13 protein-coding genes and 1 pseudogene are annotated in these 17,003 nt (G+C 48.8%); 13 read left to right on the forward strand and 1 reads right to left on the reverse strand.

From position 1 onward, the window contains the following. The first annotated feature begins 50 nt into the window (after positions 1-50). The 8 genes and pseudogenes from ACXADP_RS03625 (at position 51) to icmF (ending at position 11,598) form a co-directional block, all read left to right on the forward strand. Positions 51-2,183, forward strand: coding sequence for a heterodisulfide reductase-related iron-sulfur binding cluster (locus ACXADP_RS03625; protein WP_474969776.1), 2,133 nt, complete (start codon positions 51-53; stop codon positions 2,181-2,183). Positions 2,184-2,338: 155 nt separating this feature from the next. Continuing rightward, positions 2,339-3,526 carry an acetyl-CoA C-acetyltransferase gene (locus ACXADP_RS03630; RefSeq protein WP_474970845.1) on the forward strand — a complete coding sequence of 396 codons (1,188 nt, stop codon included), beginning with the start codon at positions 2,339-2,341 and terminating at the stop codon, positions 3,524-3,526. A 13-nt stretch (positions 3,527-3,539) separates the two neighbouring features. Next, complete coding sequence (locus tag ACXADP_RS03635) at positions 3,540-4,391, forward strand: 3-hydroxybutyryl-CoA dehydrogenase (RefSeq protein ID WP_474970846.1); 852 nt, start codon at positions 3,540-3,542, stop codon at positions 4,389-4,391. Between the two features lie 22 nt (positions 4,392-4,413). Continuing rightward, entirely contained in the window at positions 4,414-5,559 is a 1,146-nt protein-coding gene (locus ACXADP_RS03640) for an acyl-CoA dehydrogenase (RefSeq protein WP_474969773.1), read from the forward strand. Between the two features lie 12 nt (positions 5,560-5,571). Then, positions 5,572-6,710: pseudogene (locus ACXADP_RS03645) on the forward strand (acyl-CoA dehydrogenase). Positions 6,711-6,724: 14 nt separating this feature from the next. After that, positions 6,725-7,663, forward strand: a complete 939-nt coding sequence (gene meaB / locus ACXADP_RS03650; protein ID WP_474972289.1) for a methylmalonyl Co-A mutase-associated GTPase MeaB — start codon at positions 6,725-6,727, stop codon at positions 7,661-7,663. A gap of 1 nt (position 7,664) precedes the next feature. Next, complete coding sequence (locus tag ACXADP_RS03655; RefSeq protein WP_474970847.1) at positions 7,665-8,300, forward strand: TetR/AcrR family transcriptional regulator; 636 nt, start codon at positions 7,665-7,667, stop codon at positions 8,298-8,300. 49 nt (positions 8,301-8,349) lie between these two features. Next, positions 8,350-11,598: a fused isobutyryl-CoA mutase/GTPase IcmF gene (gene icmF / locus ACXADP_RS03660; RefSeq protein WP_474969771.1), complete on the forward strand. Its 3,249-nt coding sequence runs from the start codon at positions 8,350-8,352 to the stop codon at positions 11,596-11,598. Positions 11,599-11,680: 82 nt separating this feature from the next. Here icmF and ACXADP_RS03665 read toward each other — a convergent pair whose 3' ends face one another. Continuing rightward, positions 11,681-11,995, reverse strand: coding sequence for a hypothetical protein (locus ACXADP_RS03665; RefSeq protein WP_474969770.1), 315 nt, complete (start codon positions 11,993-11,995; stop codon positions 11,681-11,683). A gap of 257 nt (positions 11,996-12,252) precedes the next feature. Between ACXADP_RS03665 and rpoE the strand changes: the two genes are divergently transcribed. From rpoE to fsa, 5 genes are all read left to right on the forward strand, one after another. Then, positions 12,253-12,786, forward strand: a complete 534-nt coding sequence (gene rpoE, locus ACXADP_RS03670) for a DNA-directed RNA polymerase subunit delta (RefSeq protein ID WP_474969769.1) — start codon at positions 12,253-12,255, stop codon at positions 12,784-12,786. 179 nt (positions 12,787-12,965) lie between these two features. Next, positions 12,966-14,570: a CTP synthase gene (locus ACXADP_RS03675; RefSeq protein ID WP_474970848.1), complete on the forward strand. Its 1,605-nt coding sequence runs from the start codon at positions 12,966-12,968 to the stop codon at positions 14,568-14,570. A 230-nt stretch (positions 14,571-14,800) separates the two neighbouring features. Beyond that, positions 14,801-15,172 (forward strand): response regulator, encoded by a 372-nt coding sequence (locus ACXADP_RS03680; protein WP_474969767.1) that lies wholly within the window; start codon positions 14,801-14,803, stop codon positions 15,170-15,172. A 158-nt stretch (positions 15,173-15,330) separates the two neighbouring features. Then, on the forward strand, positions 15,331-16,194 hold the full coding sequence (fba, locus tag ACXADP_RS03685) for a class II fructose-1,6-bisphosphate aldolase (RefSeq protein ID WP_474969766.1): 864 nt from the start codon (positions 15,331-15,333) through the stop codon (positions 16,192-16,194). Between the two features lie 124 nt (positions 16,195-16,318). Next, positions 16,319-16,960, forward strand: a complete 642-nt coding sequence (fsa, locus tag ACXADP_RS03690; RefSeq protein WP_474970849.1) for a fructose-6-phosphate aldolase — start codon at positions 16,319-16,321, stop codon at positions 16,958-16,960. Positions 16,961-17,003 lie beyond the last annotated feature (43 nt).

The following is a 17,003-nucleotide window of genomic DNA, read 5'->3' on the forward strand; positions in this document are numbered from 1 at the left end:
GAGAAAAGGGAAATCGCTTCGTGCGATGACAACAAAGAGGGGGAAAACCTATGAATCCACTGCTGGTCGCAAACTGGATTTTGTTCCTTGGTGTCCTGATCTATGGACTTTATTTATTTGTCCGTGTGGTTCAGACTCGTATCGCTTATATCAAACTGGGGAAAAAATTCGAGTATGACAAACAGCTGAAGTCACGGTTACGCAAAATCTGGATTTATGTATTCGGGCAGAAGAAACTGCTCAAGGATAAGAAATCCGGAATCATTCACGTTATGATGTTTTATGGATTTATTCTCGTGCAATTCGGAGCGATTGATTTTATCTATAAAGGACTTGTGCCGGATGCCCATCTTCCGCTCGGCCCTTTTTACGCCGGCTTTACGTTTTTCCAGGAGCTGGTGACGTTAACTATTCTGACCGCCGTTATCTGGGCGTTTCACCGCCGCTACATCGAAAAGCTTGTTCGTTTGAAGCGCGGATTTAAAGCCGGGCTTGTCCTGATTTTCATTGGAACACTGATGGTAACCGTCCTCGTTGGAAACGGCATGAGTATGATCTGGCATGCCCATGAAGGAGCATGGACAGAACCTGTTGCGAGCGTTATTGCAAGCGCTTTCGGATGGGTGCCGGAACCTGTAGCTGTTACGGTGTTCTTTGTCATGTGGTGGATTCACCTATTGATCCTGCTTACCTTCCTTGTCTACGTGCCGCAGTCCAAGCACGCCCACCTTCTTGCTGCACCTGTGAACGTCTTTTTGAGTCGTGAGGAGCCGCCGGGGAAATTGAAGTCCATTGATTTTGAAATGGATGAAGATGCCGATGAAGATGACGTATCCTTCGGGGTAGGGAAGATTGAGGACTTCAATCAGCTTCAAATGATTGATTTTTACGCATGCGTTGAATGTGGACGGTGTACCAATGTATGTCCGGCGTCCGGTTCCGGAAAAATGCTGTCGCCGATGGATCTGATTGTGAAACTCCGCGACCACCTTACCGAAAAAGGAGCCGCTGTTACAGGAAAGTCCCCGTGGGTCCCAGCCTACGCTTTTTCCGGGACAGAAGGGAATACACTCGCTCAAATGGCCCGGAGCCATGGGACAGATGAGGCCGCAGCAACGCTCGAAGCGGTCCAGAACAAAAGCCTGATCGGGGATGTCATTACAGAAGAAGAGCTGTGGGCTTGTACGACCTGCCGGAACTGTGAGGATGCCTGCCCGGTTATGAACGAGCATGTTGATAAAATCATCGACCTGCGCCGCTATCTCGTACTTACCGAAGGAAAAATGGATGCCGACGGTCAGCGTGCCATGATGAACATTGAGCGCCAGGGGAATCCATGGGGTCTTTCCAAGAAGGAAAGAGAAGACTGGAGAGAGCTGGATGAAGATGTTCATATTCCTACAGTGAAAGAGTTGAAGAAATCAGGGGAAGAGTTCGAATACTTATTCTGGGTCAGCTCTATGGGCTCTTACGATAACCGGAGCCAGAAAATCGCCATGGCGTTTGCGAAACTGATGAATGAAGCAGGCATCAAGTTTGCCATCCTGGGAAACAAAGAACAGAATTCCGGAGACACCGCCCGCCGGATGGGAAATGAATTCCTTTTCCAGGAGCTGGCGGAGAAGAACATGAAGGAATTCGAGAAAAATGATGTGAAGAAGATCATTACCATTGATCCACATGCCTATAACATCTTTAAAAATGAGTATCCGGATTTCGGATTGGAAGCCGAAGTGTACCACCATACCGAGCTGTTGGCGGAATGGTTGAAAGAAGGACGCTTGAAACCTCAGGGAGTGGTGAAAGAAAAAATCACCTATCACGACAGCTGCTATCTTGGCCGCTACAACGAAGTCTATCAGCCGCCGCGAGAAGTTCTGGAGATGATTCCAGGTGTCGAGGTCGTGGAAATGAAGCGGAACCGTTCCAACGGAATGTGCTGTGGAGCCGGCGGAGGCATGATGTGGATGGAAGAAAAGTCAGGGAATCGTGTGAACGTAGCCAGGACCGAGCAGGCGCTGGAAGTGGAGCCGACAATGATTTCCAGCGGATGTCCATTCTGTCTGACGATGCTGTCAGACGGAACAAAAGCGAAGGAAGTGGAAGAAGAGGTCAGCACGATGGATATTGCAGAAATTCTGGCGAAGTCCATTTTTGAGAGCACAGAGGAGAAAACGGCTTAATTAAACGTTTGTTTAAAAAACGGAAAAATGACAGAATGATTGAAAAATTGTGGAAAGTGTACAGTATTTTATGTACACTTTCCTTATGGGACGATATTGAGCGAGCGTTCAATTGTCAATTTTGTAAGCGTTATCAAAAAAGAGGAGGAATGACAATGCGTAAAACAGTCATCGTGGATGGAGCACGCACACCATTTGGAAAATTCGGAGGGGCTTTAGCACCACTGACGGCGGCACAGCTTGGTGGTATGGCGATTAAAGCAGCGTTGAAGAAGGCGAAGGTCCATGTGGAGGATGTGAACGAAGTGATTATGGGAAGCGTTCTTCAGGGAGGACAAGGGCAGCTCCCTTCCAGACAGGCAGCTCGTGAAGCTGGAATCCCCTGGGATGTGAAAACAGAAACCGTCAATAAAGTGTGTGCCTCCGGCATGCGCAGTGTCACGATGGGAGATCAGTTCATCCGCCTTGGAGAAGAAGAAATCATCGTCGCCGGCGGTATGGAAAGCATGAGCAATGCGCCATATTTCATGCCGAAAGCGCGCTGGGGTCTCCGGATGGGGGATGCGTCTGTGAAAGACATGATGGTGCATGACGGATTGACCTGTTCATTCGAGAACGTCCATATGGGCAATTACGGCAACCGGACAGCCGAACAGTATGAACTGACACGTGAAGCTCAGGATGAGTGGGCGTACCGCAGTCATCAGCGTGCCGTCCAGGCCACGGAAGAGGGAAAGCTGGGAGAAGAAATTACGCCAGTGGAAATTCCCCAGCGCAAAGGGGACCCTGTCATCGTGGATCAGGATGAAGCTCCTCGAAAGAGCACAACAATCGAAGCGTTGTCTAAACTGCGGCCGGTGTTCGACCAGACAGGAACGATTACGGCCGGAAATGCACCAGGTGTCAATGACGGGGCCTGTGCCATGGTTTTAATGTCGGATGAAAAGGCTGAAGAAACCGGAGCATCTGTGCTGGCAGCAATTCTCGCCCATGATGAGATTGCTGTGGAGGCGCAGGATTTCCCGCAGACACCGGGACTTGTTATCAATAAGCTGTTGAAAAAATCCGGAAAAACCATCGATGAGATCGATCTGTTTGAAGTAAACGAGGCATTTGCCGCTGTATCCCTGGCCAGTGGGAAAATCGCCGGTCTGGATCCGGAAAAAGTGAATGTCAACGGTGGAGCCGTTGCTCTTGGCCATCCGATCGGGGCCAGCGGAGCCCGTATCCTTTTGACATTGGCTTATGAACTGAAACGCCGGGGCGGCGGCACAGGGATTGCAGCCATCTGCTCAGGCGGCGGCCAGGGGGATGCCGTTCTCATCGAAGTACCAAAACAATAAGGAGGACACAGGAATGTCAATAAATAAAGTCATGGTCATCGGCGCAGGCCAGATGGGCGCAGGGATTGCTCAAGTTTTTGCCCAGGCTGGTCTTCATGTGAAATTGAATGATCGAGAGAAGGAAGCATTGAATAAAGGGCAGGCCGGGATCGAAAAGCGCCTGGAAAGAGCTGTTGAGAAGGGTCGTATGACCGATGGCAAGCGTGAGGAGATGTTGGAGCGTCTGACAATTACGACCGATCTGCAGGAGGCCTCTGACTGCGATCTCGTCATTGAAGCCGTCGTGGAAAGTATGAAAGTGAAGGTCGATGTATTCCAGAAGCTGGATGAAATTACACCCCCTCATGCAATTTTGGCGACCAATACCTCTTCTCTTCCGATAACGGAAATCGCTGCAGCGACGAAGCGTCCGGACCAAGTAATCGGCATGCATTTTATGAATCCGGTCCCGGTCATGACGCTGGTGGAAATCATCAGAGCTATCCAAACGAGCGATGACACGTATGCGTCTGTGAAGGAAATGGCTGAAAAACTGCAGAAGACACCGGTAGAGGTAGAGGATTTTCCGGGATTTGTTTCCAATCGGATTTTGATGCCGATGATCAATGAAGCGATTTATACCGTCCATGAAGGCGTCGCCTCACCCGAAGATGTCGATGCGGTCATGAAACTTGGGATGAACCATCCGATGGGACCACTGACACTCGCTGATTTTATCGGACTGGATACATGCCTTTCTATCATGGAGGTCCTTCATGAAGGATTCGGCGACAGCAAATACCGGCCTTGCCCGCTTCTCCGTAAATACGTCAAAGCCGGATGGCTCGGGAAGAAATCCGGCCGCGGTTTTTACATCTATGAATAACTGATGAAAAGGGGAGATGACCGTGGAGCTTCAATGGACAGATGAACAGAAAATGATGCGCCGGATGGTACAGGATTTCGCGCAGAATGAGGTGGCACCGGCCGTTGAACGTATGGAGAAGGAAGACCGCTTCCCGGAAGAACTGATTCCTAAAATGGGGGAGCTCGGTTTAATGGGGATCCCGATCCCTGAAGCATACGGGGGAGCCGAGATGGATTATACCTCCTATATCATTGCGATTCATGAACTATCTAAAGTAAGTGCGACCCTTGGTGTCATATTATCTGTACACACATCAGTGGGGACCCACCCGATTTTATATTTCGGATCGGAAGAACAGAAATCCAAATACATCCCCAAACTCGCATCGGGTGAATATTTAGGTGCCTTCGCTTTGACGGAACCGAGCGCGGGCAGTGATGCCAGCAGCCTGAAGACGCGTGCTGAGAAAAAGGGAGATCGATACATCCTTAACGGCTCCAAGGTGTTCATTACGAATGGAGGCAGTGCAGATACCTTCATCGTTTTCGCGCGGACGAATCCCGAAGTGTCTCCGAGTAAAGGCTTGAGCGCTTTTATTGTGGAGCGCGGCACACCTGGGTTCTCGATTGGAAAAGCGGAAAGGAAAATGGGCATGCATGGGTCGAGTACGGTTTCTTTGAACTTTGATGCCTGTGAGCTACCAGCTTCCCAGCTCCTTGGTAAAGAAGGAGAAGGTTATAAAATCGCCCTCTCCAATTTGAATATCGGAAGAATCGGCATCGCCGCCCAGTCACTTGGTATTGCGGAAGCCGCTTTGGAGCATGCCGCCGCCTATGCAAAAGAGCGGGAGCAGTTCGGGCGCCCGATTGCCCATCTGCAGGGGGTTTCCTTCAAATTGGCAGACATGGCCACGGAAGTCGAAGCTTCCAAACTGCTGGTCTACAATGCAGCATCGATGCAGGCATTAGGAAAACCGTGTAGTAAAGAGGCATCGATCGCTAAGCTGATCGCTTCCCGTACAGCAGTCAAAGCAGCCATTGAAGCGGTTCAGGTCCATGGAGGCTACGGATACACAGAAGACTATGCGGTGGAACGGTTTTTCAGAGATGCAAAAGTGTGTGAGATCTACGAAGGAACAAGCGAAGTCCAGCGTGTCGTCATCGGCAATCATCTGGTGAGAGATTAGGAGGATGGAGAAATGAATTTCACATTAACAGAAGAGCAGGAAATGCTTAGAAAAATGGTTCGGGACTTTTCCAAGAATGAGGTGGAACCAACAGCGGCAGAGCGGGATGAAGAGGAGCGTTTTGATCGTGAAATTTTCGACAAAATGGCTGAACTCGGGCTGACGGGAATACCATGGCCGGAAGAATATGGCGGCATCGGTTCGGATTTCATCAGTTACGTGATTGCTGTGGAGGAGCTTTCCAGAGTGTGTGCTTCCACAGGCGTCACCCTTTCTGCGCATATTTCTCTGGCCAGCTGGCCGATTTATACATTTGGAACGGAAGAGCAGAAGAAGAAGTTTCTGGCTCCACTGGCTGCGGGTGAAAAGCTTGGCGCCTACGCTTTATCCGAACCGGGGGCAGGGAGTGATGTGTCTTCCATGCGCACACAGGCAAAGCTTGACGGTGACAGCTATGTACTGAATGGAAACAAAGTGTGGATCACCAATGGTGGTGTCGCTGATACGTATGTCGTCTTTGCTAAGACGAATCCGGATGAAGGGAACCGCGGCATCAGCGCCTTCATCGTAGAAAAAGACACACCGGGATTCTCCACAGGGAAAAAGAGAAAAAACTCGGTATCCGCTCTTCTCCGACGACAGAGTTAATCTTTGAAGACTGCCGGATTCCTAAGGAAAACCTGCTTGGTGGAGAAGGCCAGGGCTTTAAAATCGCGATGATGACGCTGGACGGTGGTAGAAACGGCATCGCTGCCCAGGCTGTAGGAATTGCGCAGGGGGCGCTTGATGAGTCTGTCGCCTACGCCAAGGAGCGGGAGCAGTTCGGCAAGCCGATCGCTGCTTTACAGGGGATATCTTTCAAACTCGCGGATATGGCAGCTGAAATCGAAGCTTCCCGTCTGCTTACGTATCAAGCGGCCTATTTGGAATCTGAAGGTCTTCCGTATTCCAAGGCGTCGGCCATGGCGAAGTTGTTTGCCGGTGATACGGCGATGAAGGTAACCACAGAAGCGGTTCAAGTTCACGGCGGATATGGATATACGAAGGATTACCCGGTGGAACGGTACATGCGGGATGCGAAGATCACTCAGATCTATGAAGGGACCCAGGAGATTCAACGTCTCGTTATCGGCCGGATGGTAACGAAGTAGGAAGGTGATGGATGATGCACCCGCTGGCGGAACGAATACAAAATCAGGATATGAGGGCGCTTGCCCGTGCCATCACGCTCGTTGAAAATGAAGATCCGGAAAAGCTTCCACTGATGAGTGATATCTTTTCGATACAGAAAAAGGCACACTATATCGGCATCACAGGCTCCCCGGGGGCAGGGAAGAGCTCCTTGATCAACCACCTGCTGACGTTTTTAAGAAAGCAGGAGCTTACGGTCGCTGTTATTGCTGTCGATCCTACAAGTCCATTCAGTGGAGGGGCTCTCCTTGGGGATCGCACAAGAATGAACCAGCACTTTCTTGATCCTGGAATCTTCATCCGCAGTATGGCGACGAGAGGCAGTCTGGGAGGTTTGGCAAGAGCGACGAAGGACAGCATCCGGGTCTGTGATGCTTACGGATTTGATGTCGTACTTGTGGAAACGGTGGGTGTGGGTCAGTCGGAGCTGGATGTGATGAAGGTGGTGGATACCACAGGTCTTGTCCTGACACCGAACAGTGGCGATGTCCTTCAGATTTTCAAAGCCGGGATCATGGAAATTGCCGATCTCTTTCTTATTAATAAAGCAGACCTCCCCGGCGTGCGGAAGCTGAAATCGACCCTCGAGGAATATTTGATGATCATTCAGCCGGAAGGGTGGCAGCCGCCTATTGTTGAGACGGTGGCCACGGAATCCAAAGGAATGGCAGACGTCTGGGAAAAGGTGCAGGATCATCGTACGTATTTATACGAAACCGAGGCAGGGATGAAGCGGAGAAAAGACCAGCTGCAGCTGGAAGTCTATGATCTGATCCGTGAAGAAATATGGCGGAACGTAAAATCTTCGGTAGAGAAGGACCCGGAGAAAACACAGGCCTTCCAAAATCCCGACGCCGACCCCTATCAGCTGGCCCGATCATGGTTTCAGGAATGGGCTGGGAAGGATGAATGATGTGACAGATCAGCAGGTACCATCCACCATCAAAGACGAAGCATTGATTGTGAAGCGGCGGAATCAGATGATCAAGGGTGCCGTCACGCTGTTTATGGAAAAGGGATTTCATAAAACGACGACACGGGAGATCGCCAAAGCTTCCGGTTTCAGTATTGGAACCTTATACGAGTACATCCGCAAGAAGGAGGATGTATTGTTTCTTGTCTGTGATTCTATTTATCAGCGTGTAAAAGAAAGAATGGAAGCTTCGATCGACCCGGAACAGACAACCGTCAAAAGTCTGATTCAGGCGGTCCAATCGTATTTTCAATTGATGGACGATATGCAGGATGAGGTTCTGGTGATGTATCAGGAAGTGAAATCGCTGTCACGGGAAGCTCAGGAATATGTCCTGCAGAAAGAGCGTGACATGGTCGCCATGCTGGAGCAGGTCATCATCAACAGTCTCCCGGGCGAGTACGCGGAAGCGGAAGTACGCTTAATGGCCAACAATATTTTTGTGCAGGGACAGATGTGGGGATTCAGGCGTTGGATTCTGCAGCGTAATTTTACGATTGAAACGTATACCGATACCCAGATCCATCTGCTTCTAAGAGGACTGGGGAAAGAGACAGAAGGAATTACAGCCGGCTGACAGCGCGGGGCATGCGTAGCAGCAGCTGAAAAAGAAAGGAAGAGCGGAAATGGAACAACCGATAATCTATAAGCCGAAAAATCCTGTTCGATTCGTAACGGCTTCCAGTCTTTTTGATGGTCATGATGCTTCCATAAATATCATGAGGAGAATTCTTCAATCGACCGGTGCGGAAGTGATCCATCTCGGTCATAACCGTTCTGTCGAAGATGTAGTCAACGCCGCCATCCAGGAAGACGCCCAGGGCATTGCCATCTCATCCTATCAAGGCGGACATGTAGAATATTTCAAATATATGGTCGACCTTTTGAATGAAAAAGGGGCGGGACACATCCGTGTCTATGGCGGAGGAGGCGGTGTGATTATTCCGAGAGAGATCAAGGAGCTTCACGAGTATGGTGTGGCCCGGGTATTTTCTCCAGAAGACGGCCGTTCACTCGGCCTGCAGGGGATGATCAATAAGATGATGGAGGAATGTGATTTTCTCCCGCCACTGGATGTGGAAAAAGGGGTGGCCGATTTATCTGAAGGGAGCCACCAGGCGATCGCCCGCTTCATTACCTACGTAGAAAACACATCCAAGGAAGAACGCGAGGCCGTAGCTGCCTTTGAAACAGCAGTTGAGAAAACGCAGGATAAAACGATCCCGGTTCTTGGAATCACCGGTACAGGGGGAGCAGGAAAAAGTTCGTTAACCGATGAACTGATCCGCCGCTTTATTCATGAAGTCCCGGAGAAGAAAATCGCTGTTCTGTCGGTCGACCCGACGAAGAAGAAAACAGGCGGCGCTCTGCTTGGGGACCGGATCCGGATGAATGCGATTTTCCATCCCCGTGTCTATATGAGGTCCATGGCGACAAGGGAGGCCCGTTCAGAATTGTCTACGGCAGTGGAAGAAGCCATCCAGGTCGTTAAAGCCGCTGGTGTAGACTTCATTATTGTCGAAACGAGCGGGATCGGACAGGGGGATGCCGCTGTAACAGATATTACGGACTTGTCCATGTATGTAATGACCGCGGAGTTCGGGGCACCTTCCCAGCTCGAAAAAATCGACATGATTGATTTTGCTGACTTCATCGTCATTAATAAGTTCGAGCAGAAGGGTTCGGAAGATGCTTTTAATCAGGTGAAAAAGCAGTATCAGCGCAGCCATATGCTGTTTCATGAAGATGACAGCCGCTTTCCTGTCTTTGGGACCATTGCCAGCCAGTTCAATGACCCGGGCACCAATACATTGTTCGCCGCTCTCCTTGAGACGTTGAACGAAACCTATGCCTGGGAGGATGAGACTTCTTATTCTTCACTGAACCAAAAAGCGGAAAAGCAGAATGTGATTATACCGAATGAAAGAAAGCAGTATCTGCGGGATATTTCCATGGCAGTCCGCCATTATCATAAGCGCACCGATACACAGGCGGAAGCGGCGAGTAAGCTTTATCAGCTTCAGGGAACCCTCGATATGGTGGAGGATGAGGGTGTGAGAGAGAACCTCCGCCGCTTAATGGAAGATTATGAACGGACCATCGACCGTCATGACCTCGGCAAACTGGAAGATTGGGATGGTCTTCATGAACGTTACAGCGGGGATACCTATACATTTAAAGTGAGAAACAAAGACATTACAATGGACCTCACAACCGAAAGTCTGAGCGGAACGAAAATCCCGAAAGTCGCCCTGCCGCACTACAAAGACTGGGGAGACCGGTTAACGTGGCTTCTTCAGGAAAATGTTCCAGGAGCTTTCCCATTTACAGCCGGCGTTTTCCCGTTCAAGCGGAAGGGAGAGGATCCGAAGCGCCAGTTTGCCGGAGAAGGAACGCCGGAGCGGACGAACCGCCGCTTTCATTATTTATCCGAAGGTGATGATGCGAAACGGCTGAGTACGGCCTTTGATTCTGTCACCCTTTACGGGGAGGACCCCGATGAACGGCCGGATATATACGGGAAAGTCGGCGAGAGCGGAGTGAATATCTGCACGCTTCAAGATATGAAAAAGCTGTATGACGGGTTTGACCTTGTCGATCCAACGACGTCGGTATCGATGACGATTAACGGACCGGCTCCGATTATTCTGGCGATGTTCTTCAACACAGCCGTTGACCAGCAGCTTGCCAAGTTTAAGAAGGAAGAAGAACGGGAGCCGACAGCTGAAGAAGCACAAAAGATAAAAGAGGAAACAATCCATGTCGTCCGCGGCACCGTGCAGGCAGATATTCTGAAAGAGGACCAGGGACAGAATACATGCATTTTCTCTACAGAATTTGCCTTGCGGATGATGGGGGATATTCAGCAGTATTTCATTGACCATCAAGTCCGCAACTATTATTCCGTTTCCATATCCGGCTATCATATTGCCGAAGCAGGGGCCAACCCGATTACACAGCTGGCCTTCACTCTTGCGAACGGCTTTACTTATGTGGAATATTATTTGAGCCGGGGGATGGACATCAACAAGTTCGCACCCAATTTATCCTTTTTCTTCTCCAACGGACTGGATCCGGAGTACACCGTACTCGGACGCGTAGCGAGACGGATCTGGGCAGTGGTGATGCGGGATAAATACGGTGCTGATGAGCGGAGTCAGAAGCTGAAGTATCACATTCAGACATCCGGACGCTCGCTCCATGCCCAGGAAATAGACTTTAATGACATCCGGACGACGCTGCAGGCATTGATTGCGATTCAGGATAATTGTAATTCCCTGCACACCAACTCCTATGATGAAGCCATTACAACGCCGACCGAAGAGTCGGTGAGAAGGGCCATGGCGATTCAAATGATCATCAGCAAGGAGTTCGGCCTCACGAAAAATGAAAACTCCCTGCAGGGGGCGTACATTATAAGGGAATTGACTGACCTTGTGGAAGAAGCAGTTCTCCAGGAGTTCGAACGGATCAACGACCGTGGTGGTGTGCTGGGTGCGATGGAGCGCCAGTATCAACGGGGGAAAATTCAGGAAGAGTCGTTGTATTATGAAGGGAAGAAGCATTCAGGTGAACTGCCGATCATCGGAGTGAACACGTACTTGAATCCAAATCCTCCTTCTGAAGAAGAAATCGATTCGATGGAGCTCGCCCGTGCTTCGAAAGAAGAAAAGAATCATCAGATTACAGAACTGCGCCGTTTCCAGCAGTCGAATGAACGGACGGCTGCTGAGGCTCTGCATCGGCTGAAGCAGACGGCCGCCGGCGGTGGAAACATTTTTGCTGAGCTGATGGAAACCGTCAAAGTGGCCAGCCTCGGCCAGATTACGAACGCCCTCTATGAAGTAGGGGGGCAGTATAGAAGGAACATGTAGGCTGTTCTGAAAGATAAAACCCGTCCTGTGATTTGGAAATCTCCTCACAGGACGGGTTTTACATAAGTTTAGACGCATCGTTTTAGTGGCCGCCCACCTGATCGTCATCGTGGGCCTGGTTCACTTCTGTCACATACGGTTTTTTCATGCCGTACCATTCATACGTAATGTTGTAGGTTCCTCCTTCTTCAAGGAGCATCCAAGTGCTCGTATCCTTGACAGATACTTTCTTCTCATCAATCGTGACATAATAGCCTTCATCATTATGGACTTTCTTCGTCACTTCTGCTTCCTCGAGGTGTTCGGAGTGGATGATTCCGAAGCTTGAGTAGAGCCAGACTCCAACAGCGGCAGCAGTCAGAATGATGGCTGTCCAGTTAAAAGGGCGGTTTTCCATTGATCGTCTCTCCTTACATAGAGCATTCTCCTTTTTATTTTAAAGGATATCTCCAGGAACACAAAGGCTTATGTTTGTTTTCTATTTTTCAGCACAAGGTTTACTTTCATGCAGCTTTGGCTAGAAAAGTAAAGAAGAGGCAGACTCTATTTGATTTTTGTACAGGCACCTCATATAATGGATGGTATGATTAAATGTGATTCGTATGCCCATGAAGTCATTAATTCTATTTTGTCTAGATAAAGGAGTGCTGAATCGTGAGCGTAAAAGAACTCAGCCCACAGAAGATTGAAGAAATTTCCATGATCGAACTGGCGACCATGATATTGGAAGAGGAGCGCGAAGCCATTGATTTCAATGAAATCTTTAACCGGATTTCAAAAATGAAAGGTTTCACAAAAGCGCAGAATGAAGAGTACATTTCCCAGTTCTACACAGATATGAACATTGACGGCCGTTTCATGACGATCGGGACGAACCGTTGGGGCTTGAAAAAGTGGTACCCTGTAGAGCAGATGGAAGAAGAAATCGCCAACCTGCCTCAGAAACGCAAAAAGAAGAAGAAAAAGAAAAAACCTTCCAAGGTGCTTGAAGATGAGCTTGGGCAGGATGGATACAACGATGAAGATGAGAATCTCGAGGATGATCTTGAGCTTACTGATGAAGACCTTGACCTTGATGATGACGATGATTACGATGGTGATTATGAAGAGGATGACCTGGATGAAGAAGAGGAAGAAATTGTGGAAGATGACCTCAGCTTCGTTGGAGATGACGATGAAGATAAATAAGGAGGTTGACTTTCAAAAGTCATATCAGTAAAATCTTATTTGGGCTCTTTAATTTCCTTGAACGGAATCCAAACGCTCCCCGGCAATGACGGGGAGCGTTTTTTGTTTTTACATCCCCTTATCAAATTGAAGCTTTAGTAAATAACTAATTAATACAAATAGAGAAAGAGGGATTTGACGTGGCAACAAAATACATTTTTGTAACAGGCGGAGTGGTGTCATCTCTAGGAAAAGGGATTACAGCTGCTTCATTAGGACGATTATTGAAAAACAGAGGCTTGAAAGTAACCATCCAGAAATTTGATCCATACATCAACGTAGACCCGGGTACGATGAGCCCGTACCAGCACGGGGAAGTTTTCGTTACAGATGACGGCGCTGAAACCGATTTGGACCTTGGTCACTACGAGCGTTTCATCGATATCAATTTGAACAAATTCAGTAACGTGACAACAGGGAAAGTCTACTCCACCGTTATTAAAAAAGAACGCCGCGGCGACTACCTCGGCGGAACCGTTCAGGTTATTCCGCACATTACGAATGAAATCAAAGACCGTGTATTCCGTGCCGGTCATGAGACGAATGCAGATGTCGTCATCACAGAAATCGGCGGAACCGTCGGGGATATCGAATCCCTGCCATTCCTTGAGGCGATCCGCCAGATCAAGAGCGATATCGGACGCGAGCACGTCATGTACCTGCATTGTACATTGGTACCTTACTTGAAAGCGGCCGGTGAAATGAAGACAAAACCGACCCAGCACAGTGTGAAAGAGCTGCGCTCTCTCGGCATTCAGCCGGATGCGATTGTCCTTCGTACAGAGATGGAAATTTCCGAAGACATGAAGGAGAAAATTGCCCTGTTCTGTGACATCAACAAGGAAGCGGTCATTGAAATGGCGGATGCTGATACGCTTTACAATGTTCCGATCAACCTTCAGGAGCAGAAACTTGACCAGCTGACATGCGACCACTTCGGTCTGGACTGTGCACCGGCCGATATGACCGAATGGAATAAGCTCATTGATCGTGTGAAAAACCTGCAGCACAAGACGACAATTGCGCTTGTCGGTAAGTATGTAGAACTTCCGGATGCCTATATTTCCGTTGTAGAGGCTCTGAAACACGCAGGATACAGCTACGATTCCGATATCGAAGTGAAATGGGTCAATTCTGAAGGGCTGAATGCAGCCAGCGTAGAAGCTGAGCTGAACGGTGTAGACGGCATCCTTGTTCCAGGCGGATTCGGGGACCGTGGCATCGAAGGCAAAATCGACGCCATCCGGTATGCACGCGAAAACCGCATCCCATTCCTCGGCATTTGTCTGGGGATGCAGCTGGCAACAGTTGAATTTGCCCGTAACGTTCTCGGTCTTGAAGGAGCGCATTCGGCAGAAATCGATCCATCTACCGCGCATCCGATCATTGATCTTCTTCCTGAGCAGAAAGAGGTATCTGATCTTGGAGGGACGCTGAGACTGGGCATTTACCCGTCCCGCCTCAAAGAAGGGTCCAAAGCATTGGAAGCCTACGGGGAAGAAGTCGTCTATGAGCGTCACCGCCATCGTTTTGAGTTTAACAACCATTACCGTGAACAGATGGAAGCAGCCGGCTTCAAGTTCTCAGGAACAAGCCCTGACGGCCGTCTTGTTGAGATTATCGAAGTGGAAGATCATCCTTGGTTCGTGGCGAGCCAGTTCCACCCGGAATTCAAATCACGCCCGACTCGTCCGCAGGAGTTGTTCTACGGCTTTATCGGAGCAGCTATGAAAACTTACCAATAAAAGAGCTGGAAAGAAAGGCTGGAGCGGGGGACCGCGCCAGCCTTTCTTGTTCAAAAAACTTCTGACAGAAGAGGCTTTTTCATGTCAGGGAGAAGAATGATGTCGAATTCCAGTTTGATTCCAGAAAATATGACAACGCATCCATTTGTAGGCAGGAAATGACAGGGGGCGCCTCGAAACTAAAGGAATGAGAGAAAAAGTACACGATCATGGAAAGGGAGGGAGAAAGAATGACGAATAAAATCCTGATTGTCGATGATCAGCCGGGGATCCGGTTACTGCTTGAAGAAATTCTGAAAGCAGAAGGCCATGAGACCATTTCGGCTAAAACAGGTAAAGAAGCGTGCCAGGTGGTGAAGGAAGAGAACCTTGACCTTATCATCATGGATTATAATCTTCCTGTCATGCATGGAAGAGACGTTCTCCAATTTCTTGAGGAAATGAACGATTCTTCTCCAGTTATGATTATCACAGGGGATTCGGAGGAATCAGTAAGAAAGGACATCGATTTCCATTTTGTCACGCATATCATAACAAAACCTTTTGATATCCATAACTTGAAGGAAATGGTAAATGGGACGCTTGTTCACAGCCGTTCATGACTTTTTTCTTAATGTAAGCGTTATATAATCCTCCTATTGTTGCACCATAAGAAGGGTATTGGTATTCTATTACTGTAACCAAACTTGCATGGTGTGTTTTCGTATGGAAACAGACTTGTAAATAGGGAAAGCACGTTATTCAAAGGAGGATATCTTTCATGCCACTAGTATCAATGAAAGAAATGCTGGAAAAAGCGAAGGAAGAACGCTACGGTGTAGGTCAGTTCAACCTTAATAACCTAGAATATGCCCAGGCCATCCTGCAGGCTGCAGAAGAAGAGCAGTCTCCGGTCATCCTTGGTGTTTCTGAAGGTGCCGGACGTTACATGGGCGGCTTCAACGTAGTCGTTGACATGGTGAAGGCCCTTATGAAAGCCTACGGTACAACTGTACCGGTTGCGATTCACCTTGACCACGGTTCCAGCTTCGAAAAATGTGCAGAAGCGATCCACGCCGGATTTACTTCTGTCATGATCGATGCTTCTCACGATCCATTGGAAGAGAACATCGCTGTAACGCAAAAAGTTGTTGAGCTTGCTCACATCCACGGCGTATCTGTTGAAGCAGAACTTGGCCGTGTAGGTGGTCAGGAAGATGACTTGATCGTAGACGATGCTGAAGCTGCCTACGCGATCCCTTCTGAGTGTAAGCAATTGGTAGACGAAACAAATGTTGACGTATTTGCGCCGGCACTTGGTTCTGTCCACGGCCCTTACAAAGGTGAACCGAACCTTGGCTTTGACCGCATGGAAGAAATCATGGGACTTGTAGACAAGCCGCTTGTTCTTCACGGTGGTACAGGAATCCCGACGGCTGACATTAAGAAAGCTATTTCTTTCGGTACAGCTAAAATTAACGTGAACACTGAAAACCAGATCGCACAAGGGAAAGCCGTACGTCAAGTTCTTGCTGACCAGCCTGAACAGTACGACCCTCGTAAATATCTTGGACCAGGCCGTGACGCAATCAAAGAAACGGTTATCGGCAAGATGCGCGAATTCGGTTCTTCCAACAAAGCGTAAGAACCTCTGTATCAAGGAAGCCGCTACCCCTGTAGCGGTTTCCTTTTAAGCATGAATGAAAACGCAATCATTCGACATTTTTCATGGTTGAGCATCCAACACAAAGGGAAGAGGAGTGGAGATTATGAAATTTTTCATCGATACAGCCAATATTGAGGATATCCGCGAAGCCAATGCTCTCGGCATTCTTGCAGGTGTGACGACAAACCCGAGCCTCGTCGCCAAGGAAGGCGTTTCTTTTCACGACCGCTTAAGAGAGATTACGGCAGAAGTGGCCGGATCTGTCAGCGCGGAGGTCATTTCTGAAGACGCAGAAGGAATGATTGGGGAAGGGAAGGAACTTGCAGCCATTGCGCCGAATATTACCGTAAAGGTTCCCATGACAATGGAAGGGTTAAAAGCTGTAAAAGCATTCAGTGACTTGAATATCAAGACAAACGTCACGCTTGTGTTTTCAGCCAATCAGGCGCTGATGGCAGCCAGAGCAGGCGCTTCCTACGTTTCACCATTCCTCGGCCGTCTTGATGATATTGGCCAGAACGGCATGGAATTAGTCGCTCAAATCTCAGAAATCTTCGATCGTCATGCGATTGATACAGAAATCATCGCTGCTTCGGTCCGCCATCCGGTTCATATCACGGAAGCGGCCCTGTATGGTGCGCACATTGCAACGGTTCCTTTTAAGGTGCTGAATCAAATCGTGAAGCATCCTTTGACGGATCAGGGAATCGAAAAATTCCTGAATGACTGGAACAACCAAAAATAATGTGTGATTTGGTAAAAATTGCACATAATAAGTGAAAATCTTG

The organism is Halobacillus sp. AWH4_228 (assembly GCF_056158365.1).

What these genes read in the sequence shown, in the direction of transcription:
- ACXADP_RS03625 (WP_474969776.1), top strand. Translation starts at nt 51, where the DNA reads ATGAATCCACTGCTGGTCGCAAACTGGATTTTGTTCCTTGGTGTCCTG.
- ACXADP_RS03630 (WP_474970845.1), top strand. Translation starts at nt 2,339, where the DNA reads ATGCGTAAAACAGTCATCGTGGATGGAGCACGCACACCATTTGGAAAA.
- ACXADP_RS03635 (WP_474970846.1), top strand. Translation starts at nt 3,540, where the DNA reads ATGTCAATAAATAAAGTCATGGTCATCGGCGCAGGCCAGATGGGCGCA.
- meaB (WP_474972289.1), top strand. Translation starts at nt 6,725, where the DNA reads ATGCACCCGCTGGCGGAACGAATACAAAATCAGGATATGAGGGCGCTT.
- icmF (WP_474969771.1), top strand. Translation starts at nt 8,350, where the DNA reads ATGGAACAACCGATAATCTATAAGCCGAAAAATCCTGTTCGATTCGTA.
- ACXADP_RS03665 (WP_474969770.1), bottom strand. Translation starts at nt 11,995, where the DNA reads ATGGAAAACCGCCCTTTTAACTGGACAGCCATCATTCTGACTGCTGCC.
- ACXADP_RS03680 (WP_474969767.1), top strand. Translation starts at nt 14,801, where the DNA reads ATGACGAATAAAATCCTGATTGTCGATGATCAGCCGGGGATCCGGTTA.
- fba (WP_474969766.1), top strand. Translation starts at nt 15,331, where the DNA reads ATGCCACTAGTATCAATGAAAGAAATGCTGGAAAAAGCGAAGGAAGAA.
- fsa (WP_474970849.1), top strand. Translation starts at nt 16,319, where the DNA reads ATGAAATTTTTCATCGATACAGCCAATATTGAGGATATCCGCGAAGCC.